Source organism: Nitrosophilus sp. (genome assembly GCF_982775275.1).
The window spans coordinates 1-11,064 of record NZ_CEXZHP010000032.1 but is presented as its reverse complement, the minus strand read 5'-3'; the positions used below and the strand labels follow the sequence as shown (position 1 = coordinate 11,064).

Here is an 11,064-nt window from a genome sequence, read left to right as displayed (position 1 = left end):
TAAGGGGGTAAGGTGATAAGGTGGTAAGGGAGTTAGGTGGTAAGGAGGTAAGGTGGTAAGGGAGTTAGGTGGTAAGGGGGTAAGGTGATAAGAGAGGATTTGATTCTCAATTCCCAATTCCAAATTCCTAATTCCCAATTCCAATTTCCATTTCCCAATTTTTTAACTTTATTATAAAGGCAAAATATGCGTATTATTTTTATGGGAACGCCTGAATATGCAACTGTTATACTCGAGGGCCTTCTTGAAGAAAAAGATATAGAAGTTGTAGGGGTTTTTACGCAGCCTGATAAACCGGTTGGTAGAAAAAAGATCTTAACTCCCCCTCACGTAAAAAAATTTTTATTGGAAGAAAATAGCAATATACCAATTTTTCAGCCTAAAACTCTAAAAGATGAAAATATTTATAATACTATAAAAGAGTTAAAGCCCGATTTTATAGTGGTTGCCGCATATGGACAGATTTTACCCGAAAAAATTGTAAAAGAGTTTATATGTATAAATCTACACGCTTCTTTACTCCCAAAATATAGAGGGGCAAGTCCCATTCAGTCTGCTTTGCTAAATGGTGATAAAAAAACCGGTGTAACTGCTATGTTGATGAATGAAGGATTAGATACAGGAGATATTTTGGGATATTACGTAACCGATATAGATAAAAATGATATCTCTTTGATACTTTTTGAAAAATTATCTTTATTGGCTAAAAAATTGGCTATATATGTTTTAAAAAATTTTTCAAAAATTGAGCCAATAAAACAAGATAGTGTTGATGCAAGTTATTGCAAAAAAATTAAAAAAAGTGACGGTCTTGTTGATTTTGGCGATGCAAAAACAATCTTTAACAAATATAGAGCATTTTATTTTTGGCCGGGAATCTATTTAAAAAGTGGATTAAAGATAAAAGAGATGAATTTGATAGATGAAAAAAGTCAAAATGAAGCTGGAAAAATAATAGAATTTACCGATAACGGTGTCATTGTAGGCTGTAAAAGGGGGAAAATCGAAATAATAAAAGTTCAACCTCAATCTAAAAATATTATGGATATTTTTAGTTATTTAAGGGGAAGGAGATTAAAAGTTGGAGATTATCTATCTTGATGAAATCGATTCTACACAAATTTATCTTATAGATAAAATTAAAAAAAAAGAGTTGTTACCTCCGGTAGCAGTTGTTGCAAAAAAACAGACAAAAGGCATAGGAAGTAGAAATAGCAGATGGATAGGAGCTGATGGCAATCTTTTTTTTTCTTTTGCCATAAAAGCCGATGATCTTCCAAAAGATTTAAAAATTCAATCTTTATCTATTTATTTTTCTTATATTTTAAAATCTATTTTAGAAGAAAAAGGCTCTAAAATTTGGCTAAAGTGGCCAAACGATTTTTATATAGAAAATAAAAAAATCGGTGGAGTAATTACTAATAAAATTGATGATTACTTAATCTGTGGAATAGGGCTAAATATAGCTTCAAATCCCCAAAATTTCGGCAAACTTGATATAAAAATCCAAAATAAAGAAATATTGGAACTTTATTTTAAAGAGTTAAATAAAAAAATTTCATGGAAGGAAATTTTTAGTAAATTTAAGTTAGAATTTCATAGAAGTAAAAATTTTTATGTTCATAATAAAAATGAAAAAATCTTATTAAAAAACTCTGAACTCTGTTATGATGGATCGATAAAAATCAATGGTAAAAGGATATATTCATTAAGATGAGCGAAATAATAACAATAGCCAACCAAAAAGGTGGCGTAGGTAAAACTACAACGGCGGTTAACTTAGCGGCTTCGTTGGCTTTGGAGAACAAAAGAGTATTATTAATAGATGCCGATCCTCAAGCTAACGCCACGACAAGTTTGGGTTATAGTAGAAATGATTATGAATTTAATATCTATCATGTAATGATTGGATCTAAAAAGTTATCGGAAATTATTTTAAAAACTAACGTTGAAAACCTTTTTTTGGCTCCTTCAAATATAGGATTGGTAGGGGTTGAAAAAGAGTTTTACAGCTCCAAAGCCAAACAAAGAGAACTTGTATTAAAAGAGAAGCTCGATATTATAAAAGATGAGTTTGATTTTGTTATTATTGACTCTCCTCCGGCTCTTGGTCCTATGACTATAAACGCCCTGAGTGCCGCAAATTCCGTTATTATACCTATTCAGTGCGAATTTTTTGCTTTGGAAGGTTTAGCTCAGCTTTTAAATACTATAAGACTAATTAGAAAAACCATAAATCCAAAATTAACCATTAAAGGATTTTTGCCTACGATGTATAGCAAACAAAACAATCTATCAAAACAGGTTTTTGCCGATCTCTCTCACCATTTTAAAAATAAGCTTTTTAAAGATGAAAAAAACTCGACATTTATCGTAATTCCAAGAAATGTTAAACTTGCCGAATCTCCAAGTTTTGGAAAACCTGTAATTTTATATGATAACAAATCCTCAGGCAGTATGGCGTATCAAAGTTTAGCAAAAGTTATATTGGAAAAATAAAATGGAAAAAAAAAGACTTGGTAGAGGGCTTGGTGCAATTTTAAGCGAAGTTACCCAAGCTTACGAAAAAGAGACGGGATTTGACGAAAACAAGATTTTGGAGATAGATATTGAAGCTATAAGAACAAATCCATATCAACCAAGAAAAAGTTTTGATCAAAAAAGCTTAAAAGAGTTGTCAGATTCTATAAAAAAACACGGCTTACTCCAACCTATCGTAGTAATCGAAGATATCGACGGTTTTATGTTAATTGCCGGTGAAAGAAGATTAAGAGCGTCAAAACTTGCAGGACTTAAAAAAATAAAAGCCATTGTAGCCGATATTGAACCAAAAAAGTTTAGAGAACTTGCCTTAATAGAAAATATTCAAAGAGAAGACTTAAACCCCATCGATTTGGCTCTATCTTATAAAGAGCTTATAGAAGATTATAAAATTACTCACGAAGAGCTCTCAAATATTGTTCATAAAAGTAGAACCCATATAACAAACACTTTAAGACTTTTACAACTTAGCCAATATACAAAAAATGCGATAAAAGAGGGCAAAATCACGCCAGGGCACGCAAAAGTATTGGTGGGCTTAGATGAAGAAAAAGAGAAAATTTTAGTCGATTCTATTATTGGGCAAAAGCTAAGCGTGAGAGATGTTGAAAACCTCGTAAAAAAAGAGAAAAAAAGTGGACAAAAAGAGAAAAAAAAGGGCTTAGATTTGACAAAAATAGCAACAGCTATGAAAGATACTCCTTTGAAATTCAATATAAAAAACAACAAACTTATTATTGAATTTAATGATGATGAGGATATAAGTTACTTTTTGGAAACTTTTTTAAGTAAAAACTATAAAATTAATAAAAATATATAATTTAATATGATAAAATCTCAAACAATTTGAAAAAGCAAAAGGAGAGCTAATGCTAGATATCAGTTTTGGACTGATTATAATGACTGCCGTTATATTTTTTATTTTGGTGGCGGTATTAAATGGCTGGTTGTATCGACCGCTTCTTGGTTTTATGGCAGAAAGAGAGGAGAGTATCAAAAAAGATATCCAAAACGCAAAAGCCAATAGTAGCGGCTCTGAGGAGCTTATAAAAGAGGCCGAGGAGATTATAGCAAAGGCTAAAGCTGAAGCTGCTTCGATAAAGACCCAAATAGTAAATGAGGCAAAAGATTACGCCAACGGAGTTCTTGAAGAAAAAAGAGCAAAACTGGCAAAAGATTATGAGAGTTTTAAAGTTGAGCTTGAAAAGGAAAAAGAGAGTATAAAAAGCGCCTTATTATCTCAAGCACCGCTTTTCAAAGAGGCTTTAAAAGCAAAATTTAGCAAAATTCAATAAGGAGATATTGTGAAAGCAAAAACTATTTTGATTTTATTGACGCTTTCTGGTTTTGCGTTTGCTAGTGAAGGCACAAGTGCTTCAACGGATATTTTGCCAAGAACCGTAAACTTTTTGATTTTTGCAAGTATCTTATATTATCTACTTGCCGACCATATTAAAAACTTTTTTAAAGGTAGGAGTGCTTCGATAGCTACGCAGCTTGAATCTGTGCAAGCAAAGTTAAAAGAGGCCAAAGAGGAGAAGGAAAAAGCTCAAAGAGAGCTTGAAAACGCAAAAAAATTGGCAAAAGAGATAGTAGAAATAGCAAAAAAAGAGGGCAAAATTTTAAGTGAAAAGATAAAAGAAAATTTAGAAGAGGAATTAAAAGTATTGGAAAAAATGCATAAAGAGACTTGTGATCTTGAAGAGAGAAAAATGGTAAGAGATGTGGTTAAAAATATTTTAGAAGAGACATTTGAAGATAAAAATTTCGTTGTAAACGAAAAAGAGTTTGTAAATCTAATCTTAAAAAAGGTTGCGTAAATGGAAGAGTTGATCGCTAAAAGATATGTAAAAGCTCTTATAAAAACCTCTGATGTTAAAGAGCTTGAAAAATATAGCCAAATGCTAGAGGCTTTAAGCTCTCTATTTAAAGATAAAAAGATCGCATCAATACTCTACTCTCCAGAAATTAACGAAAAGAAAAAATGTGAGTTACTGCTTGATGGATTGAAAGAGGCGGATGAGAAATTTAAAAATCTCTTAAAGCTTTTAGCCGAAAAAAAGAGAATCTATCTAATTGAAGAGATTGCAAAAGAGCTTAAAAAAGAGTTATATAAGATAAAAAACGAGTATTTGGGAAAAGTTTATAGCGAAACCGAGCTTAGCGAAAAAGAGATAAAAGAGATAGAAGAGAGTCTAAGCAAAAAAGTTGGCGCAAAAATAATTTTACAAAAATCGCCTCAAAAGTTTGACGGAATTAAGGTTGAAGTTGATAGTTTGGGTATTGAGATAAGTTTTTCAAAATCAAAACTAAAAAATCAGATCATTGAGCATATTTTAAAAGCAATATAAATAAGAAAGGAGAAACTGTGGCACAAAAACTCTTAGCGGATGAGATTAGTTCAATCATAAAAGAGAGAATCGAAGATTTTGAAATAAAAATAGATATCGACGAAACGGGTAAGGTTATATCTTATGCAGACGGTATCGCAAAGGTATACGGTTTAAATAACGTAATGGCCGGAGAGATGCTTGAGTTTGAAAACGGCGAAAAAGGAATGGCCGCAAACTTGGAAGAGTCTGCTGTTGGTGTTGTTGTTCTTGGAAAAGGTGAAGGTATTAGAGAAGGAATGAGCGTAAAAAGACTAGGAAAACTTCTAAGAACCCCCGTTGGCGATGCTTTGGTAGGAAGAGTTATAAACCCTCTTGGAGAGCCAATTGATGGAAAAGGACCAATTGACGCAACTGAATTTAGATTTGTTGAGGAAAAAGCGCCTGGAATTATGGCAAGAAAGTCTGTTCACGAGCCACTTCAAACAGGTATTAAAGCGATCGATTCTCTTGTTCCAATAGGTAGAGGACAAAGGGAGTTAATTATTGGTGATAGACAAACAGGTAAAACAACTGTCGCCATTGATACTATTATCAATCAAAAAGGACAAGATGTTATCTGTATTTATGTAGCTATAGGACAAAAACAGTCAACTGTTGCGCAAGTTGTTAGAAAACTTGAAGAACATGGCGCAATGGATTATACGATAGTTGTAAATGCAAGTGCGAGCGATTCTGCTACGATGCAATTTTTAGCTCCATATACCGGGGTTACAATCGGCGAATATTTTAGAGATAACGGAAGACACGCATTAATAGTTTATGATGATCTATCAAAACATGCAGTTGCTTATAGGGAGATGTCTTTGATTCTTAGAAGACCTCCAGGTAGGGAAGCATATCCTGGTGATGTTTTTTATATCCATTCAAGACTACTTGAGAGAGCTGCGAAATTAAACGATGAGTTAGGTGCTGGAAGTTTGACGGCTCTTCCTATAATAGAAACTCAAGCTGGTGACGTATCTGCATATATTCCAACTAACGTTATTTCAATTACGGACGGACAGATCTTTTTGGAATCAGATCTTTTCAACGCAGGTATTAGACCGGCTATAAATGTTGGTATTTCAGTATCAAGAGTTGGGGGTGCTGCTCAAATAAAAGCTATGAAGCAAGTTTCTGGAACGTTAAGACTAGATCTTGCTCAATATAGAGAATTACAGGCTTTTGCTCAGTTTGCAAGCGATTTGGATGAGGCGAGTAGAAAACAGTTAGAAAGAGGTATGAGAATGGTTGAAGTATTGAAGCAACCTCCATACTCTCCGCTACCGGTTGAGAAACAGATTGTTATAATCTATGCCGGAGCAAATGGATTTTTAGATGATATTCCAGTAGATAAGGTAACAAAATTCGAAGCAGAACTATATCCATTTATAGAAGCTAAATATCCTCAAATTTTTGAACAAATTAGAGAGAAAAAAGCTTTAGATGATGAATTAAAAGATATGATGAATAAGGCGATAGAAGAGTTTAAGGCAACATTTAGCGCCGAATAAGGATAGTCAAAATGGCAAATTTAAAAGATATAAAAAGAAAAATAAACAGCGTTAAAAATACGCAAAAAACTACAAGAGCCATGAAGCTTGTATCTACAGCCAAGCTTAGAAGAACTGAGGAGTTGGCAAAACGCTCTCGCGCTTTTGCCGATGCGATAAATGAGACTTTGGCTGAGATCAGTTTTTCTATCCACCAATATAAAGTTGGAGGAATTAGAGGAAGATATTTTGAGGATATTGAGCTCCCAGCCGTTGTGGATATAATTTTTATTACCGCTGATAAAGGACTTTGTGGCGGTTTTAATCATCAAACCATAAAAGCCGTAAACTCTTTGATAAAAGAGTATGAAGAAAAAAAAGCAAAAATTAGATTAAGAGCTATCGGGAAAAAAGGTATAGAGTATTTTAAATTTCAAGATGTTGAACTTATGGATGAAGTTGTAGGTCTTAGTGCATCTCCAGATTATAAAAAGGCTGCAGAATTTATCAATGTTTCTGTAGAAGACTATTTGGAGGGCAAAACCGATAAGATCATAATGGTTCATAACGGATACAAATCTATGATAGCTCAAGAGTTAAAAATAAATAATATTCTTCCGATAGATGTAGAGTCTATTCAGATGAAAGAAGCGCCTTCCATGATGGAGCTTGAGCCTGAAGATAGTGAAAAAGTTCTTGAATCTTTAATAAAAAAATATATCGAATATAATATATATTATTCATTGATCGATTCTCTTGCCGCAGAACATAGTGCCAGAATGCAGGCGATGGATGCAGCGACAAACAACGCAAAAGAGATGGTTGAACAGTTAACTATTGCTTATAATAAAGCAAGACAAGAATCAATTACGACAGAGCTGATAGAAATTATCAGCGGTATGGAAGCAATGAAATAAATTCTCAAGGAGATATGAATGTCAAATAAAATAGGTAAAATTGTCCAAGTTATGGGTCCTGTTGTAGATGTTGATTTTGAATCTTATCTACCAGCAGTAAATGAAGCGTTAAATGTAACATATAACGTAGAAGGTGAAGAAAAAAAACTTGTTTTAGAAGTTGCCGCTCACCTAGGCGACAACAGAGTTAGAACAATTGCGATGGATATGACCGAGGGTCTGGTTAGAGGACTTGAAGTTGAAGCAACTGGCGATCCTATTAAGGTTCCGGTTGGTGAAGAGGTTCTTGGAAGAATTTTTAACGTTATCGGTGAAACAATAGATGAGGGAGAACCTCTAAAAGCTAAAACTTACTGGTCTATACATAGAAGTGCACCTGCTTTTGAAGATCAAAGCACAAAACAAGAAATTTTTGAAACCGGTATAAAAGTTGTTGACCTTTTAGCGCCATATGCAAAAGGTGGAAAAGTTGGACTTTTTGGTGGTGCTGGAGTTGGAAAAACGGTTATTATTATGGAACTTATTCACAATGTTGCTTTTAAACATTCTGGATATTCGGTATTTGCCGGCGTTGGTGAGAGAACAAGAGAAGGAAACGACCTTTATAACGAAATGAAAGAGTCTAACGTTTTAGATAAAGTTGCCTTGTGTTACGGTCAGATGAACGAGCCTCCAGGTGCAAGAAACAGGATAGCTCTAACTGGTCTTACTATGGCAGAATATTTTAGAGACGAGATGGGGCTTGATGTTTTGATGTTTATAGACAATATCTTTAGATTTGCGCAAGCTGGCGCTGAGATGTCTGCACTTTTAGGTAGGATTCCATCTGCTGTGGGATATCAGCCGACACTTGCTAGTGAAATGGGTAAGCTTCAAGAGAGAATTACCTCTACTAAAAAAGGTTCTATTACTTCAGTTCAAGCGGTTTACGTTCCGGCTGATGACTTAACAGACCCTGCACCAGCATCTGTTTTTGCGCACTTAGACGCAACAACGGTTCTAAACAGAAGAATCGCCGAAAAAGGTATCTATCCAGCTGTGGATCCACTTGATAGTACATCAAGAATGCTTGATCCAAATATTATCGGTGAAGAGCATTATCAAGTTGCAAGAGGCGTTCAAGCGGTATTGCAAAAATATAAAGATCTTCAAGATATCATCGCTATTTTGGGTATGGATGAGCTTAGTGAAGAGGATAAATTGATTGTTGAGAGAGCAAGAAAAATCGAGAGATTTCTATCTCAACCATTCTTCGTTGCAGAAGTATTTACTGGAGCTCCAGGAAAATATGTAACTTTAGAGGAGACTATTGCGGGATTTAAAGGATTATTGGAAGGAAAATATGACGATATCCCAGAAGCCGCATTTTATATGGTTGGTAATATTGATGAAGCTCTAGAAAAAGCTGAGAAATTAAAAGCAAAAGCATAATTTGCTTTTGCTTTAGAAAGGATATTGATGGATACTCTAAAATTGGAAATCGTTACTCCTCAAGGTTTGATTTTTGAAGGGGAAGTAAAAAGCGTTACTTTTCCCGGAGAAGAAGGGGAGTTTGGAGTACTTCCAAAGCATGCTACGCTGTTATCTCTTTTAAAACCTGGCGTCATAGAGATAGAAAAAGCAGATGGCTCAAAAGAGTCTATCGTTATAAACTGGGGACATGTCAAGGTTGATGAAAATAAAGCTACCGTATTGGTTGATAGTGCAGTTCCTCTTGCTGGAGAAACAGAAAGTGATATTGCAAGAGCTATCAAAGAGGCTAAAGAACTTGTTGAGAAAGCAAGCGAAAATAAAGCTGCTTTAGCAACCGTTGAAGCCAGGATAGAAAAAGCGGCTAAGATGTTATAATGAGGGCTATCGATATATTATTGGATTATCTCTCTAGAAGCAGCTCCATAACGATAGCAGTTTTAATACTGCTATCCATTTACTTTATAATAGTAAACTGGATATTTTTCTACCGTTTTTTTACTTTAAAATCATGGATAAAAAAAGAGGAAAACTCTTTAGAATCCATGTATATGGGGTCTAAACATGTAGCACACAACTCAGTGCTTCATAACTGTATAAAAAAGAGCGATAATATAAGCAAAGAGATAATAGATTTTTGTAAATATGCCGCTACAAAAGAGGCTACAAAAGGTTTGACATTTTTATCTATTGCTGCTTCAACTTCTCCATTTATTGGACTTTTTGGAACTGTAATATCTATTTTGGAAGCCTTTAGTATGTTAGGAACCACTAAAGCATCAATAGGTGTTATTGCCCCAGCAATTGGCGAAGCTTTGGTTGCAACTGCGGCTGGGATTTTTGTTGCCGTTTTTGCCTATTCTTATCATCTTTTTTTAAAAAGAAAGGGTTTTGAAGTAATATCTATTTTACAGATGCAAAGTGATCTTTTATTAACTCGCAGGTAGATTATTATGTTTGATTGGGAAGAAAAACCGGATTTAAATATAACCCCCTTAGTAGATGTAATGCTTGTGCTTTTGGCAATTTTGATGGTAACTACGCCGGCTTTAATTTATGAGGAGTTGATAGAATTACCAAAAGGATCCAAAACAAAAGTTTTACAAAAAGTTGAAACTATTGAGATAAGGATTGATAAAAATAGGATAATATATATAAAAAAAGATAGATTTAACTTTGCAAATTTTGCTGATAATTTTATATTAATGGCTAACAAATATAATAAAAATTCCCCCGTTTATATAAGAGCTGATAGAAGGCTTTCATACGGGGATGTTATGTATATATTAAAAACGGTTAAAGAAGCTGGATTTGCAAAGGTTTCGTTGGTAACAGATGGATAATAAAAAAATATTTTTAATATCTGGACTATTCTCTTTTTTGCTCTATTTTTCAATATTTTTAATGATGCTTTTATATTTTATAAAAAATCAAGAGGATATTAAACGTTTTAAGATAGAGCAAAAAAGTGTAGAAGTATCATTGATAGAACCTCCATCCATAAAAAAACCAAAAGAGACAAAAAAGAGTAAAACTATTGAAAAAAAGATAGAAAAAAAACCTATAAAAAAAGAGAAAATAAAAAGAAAAGTTGGCTCAAAATCTCCTAAAGAAGAGGTGGATATATCAAAACTATTTTCTGCCGTTAAAACCCCTAAAAAAGTTAAAAAAGCAGAAAAAATAGTAAAAAGAAAAAGCACAACTACACCAAGCAGATTTAAAGGTGAGAGCATTAAAAAAACCGAATCTGCTAAAGAGATACTTAAAAAAATGAATATTAAAGATGTAAGTAGAGTATTGGCAAAATCAAAAATTGAATCTGTTGAGGGGGAAATTGATGAGTATATGTCAAAAGTATACGAAATACTATATAAATATTGGCTTCCTTCAGAAGAGAGTGCTGGAAATAGAGCCAAAGTTAAAATAATTATCGATAATGAAGGAAACTTTGACTATAGAGTATTACTTTTTTCAGCAAGTGAAATTTTTAATAAGGAGTTACTTGAATATTTAGAGTATTTAAAAACGAAAAAATTTCCTATCCCAAAAGAGGGTAAAAGAGAGATAACCGTCTATTTTGAAGCGAAATGATTTGTGGTTGATTTTAGTTAAAAAAGTTAAAATAGTTGAGTAGTTGAGTGGTTGGGTAGTTAGGTGAAAGGGAGAAGGGAGAAGGGAGAAGGTGGTAAGGAGGTAAGGGGATAAGGTGATAAGGGGGTAAGGGAGTTAGTTGGTAAGGTGGTAAGGAGGTAAGGTGATAAGAGTGGATTT

Annotated in this window: 14 protein-coding genes; all 14 read left to right on the top strand. The window is 33.6% G+C overall.

The window, feature by feature from the left end:
- Positions 1 to 186 precede the first annotated feature (186 nt).
- Genes fmt through AC30RD_RS02910 form a run of 14 tightly spaced genes read left to right on the top strand, consistent with a single transcriptional unit; the run spans position 187 to position 10,884 of the window.
- Entirely contained in the window at positions 187 to 1,101 is a 915-nt protein-coding gene (fmt, locus tag AC30RD_RS02975) for a methionyl-tRNA formyltransferase (protein WP_489492722.1), read from the top strand.
- A complete protein-coding gene (locus AC30RD_RS02970; RefSeq protein WP_489492721.1) occupies positions 1,082 to 1,717 on the top strand; it encodes a biotin--[acetyl-CoA-carboxylase] ligase in 636 nt (211 codons plus the stop codon). The genes fmt and AC30RD_RS02970 overlap by 20 nt, the downstream gene beginning before the upstream one ends.
- On the top strand, positions 1,714 to 2,499 hold the full coding sequence (locus tag AC30RD_RS02965) for a ParA family protein (RefSeq protein ID WP_489492720.1): 786 nt from the start codon (positions 1,714 to 1,716) through the stop codon (positions 2,497 to 2,499). Before AC30RD_RS02970 ends, AC30RD_RS02965 begins: the two co-directional genes overlap by 4 nt.
- A gap of 1 nt (position 2,500) precedes the next feature.
- Positions 2,501 to 3,361 carry a ParB/RepB/Spo0J family partition protein gene (locus tag AC30RD_RS02960; RefSeq protein ID WP_489492718.1) on the top strand — a complete coding sequence of 287 codons (861 nt, stop codon included), beginning with the start codon at positions 2,501 to 2,503 and terminating at the stop codon, positions 3,359 to 3,361.
- A 49-nt stretch (positions 3,362 to 3,410) separates the two neighbouring features.
- Entirely contained in the window at positions 3,411 to 3,836 is a 426-nt protein-coding gene (locus tag AC30RD_RS02955; RefSeq protein ID WP_489492716.1) for a F0F1 ATP synthase subunit B family protein, read from the top strand.
- Between the two features lie 9 nt (positions 3,837 to 3,845).
- Positions 3,846 to 4,361 carry a F0F1 ATP synthase subunit B gene (locus AC30RD_RS02950; RefSeq protein ID WP_489492715.1) on the top strand — a complete coding sequence of 172 codons (516 nt, stop codon included), beginning with the start codon at positions 3,846 to 3,848 and terminating at the stop codon, positions 4,359 to 4,361.
- Complete coding sequence (locus tag AC30RD_RS02945) at positions 4,362 to 4,892, top strand: F0F1 ATP synthase subunit delta (RefSeq protein WP_489492714.1); 531 nt, start codon at positions 4,362 to 4,364, stop codon at positions 4,890 to 4,892. It abuts the gene before it with no gap.
- A 17-nt stretch (positions 4,893 to 4,909) separates the two neighbouring features.
- Entirely contained in the window at positions 4,910 to 6,427 is a 1,518-nt protein-coding gene (atpA, locus tag AC30RD_RS02940; RefSeq protein WP_489492713.1) for a F0F1 ATP synthase subunit alpha, read from the top strand.
- 11 nt (positions 6,428 to 6,438) lie between these two features.
- Positions 6,439 to 7,323 carry an ATP synthase F1 subunit gamma gene (gene atpG, locus AC30RD_RS02935; RefSeq protein ID WP_489492711.1) on the top strand — a complete coding sequence of 295 codons (885 nt, stop codon included), beginning with the start codon at positions 6,439 to 6,441 and terminating at the stop codon, positions 7,321 to 7,323.
- An 18-nt stretch (positions 7,324 to 7,341) separates the two neighbouring features.
- Positions 7,342 to 8,754 (top strand): F0F1 ATP synthase subunit beta, encoded by a 1,413-nt coding sequence (atpD, locus tag AC30RD_RS02930; protein WP_489492710.1) that lies wholly within the window; start codon positions 7,342 to 7,344, stop codon positions 8,752 to 8,754.
- 27 nt (positions 8,755 to 8,781) lie between these two features.
- Complete coding sequence (gene atpC, locus AC30RD_RS02925; protein WP_489492709.1) at positions 8,782 to 9,171, top strand: ATP synthase F1 subunit epsilon; 390 nt, start codon at positions 8,782 to 8,784, stop codon at positions 9,169 to 9,171.
- Positions 9,171 to 9,740, top strand: a complete 570-nt coding sequence (locus AC30RD_RS02920) for a MotA/TolQ/ExbB proton channel family protein (protein WP_489492708.1) — start codon at positions 9,171 to 9,173, stop codon at positions 9,738 to 9,740. The genes atpC and AC30RD_RS02920 overlap by 1 nt, the downstream gene beginning before the upstream one ends.
- Before the next feature lie 6 nt (positions 9,741 to 9,746).
- Complete coding sequence (locus AC30RD_RS02915; protein ID WP_489492706.1) at positions 9,747 to 10,136, top strand: biopolymer transporter ExbD; 390 nt, start codon at positions 9,747 to 9,749, stop codon at positions 10,134 to 10,136.
- Positions 10,129 to 10,884: a TonB C-terminal domain-containing protein gene (locus tag AC30RD_RS02910; RefSeq protein WP_489492705.1), complete on the top strand. Its 756-nt coding sequence runs from the start codon at positions 10,129 to 10,131 to the stop codon at positions 10,882 to 10,884. Before AC30RD_RS02915 ends, AC30RD_RS02910 begins: the two co-directional genes overlap by 8 nt.
- Positions 10,885 to 11,064 lie beyond the last annotated feature (180 nt).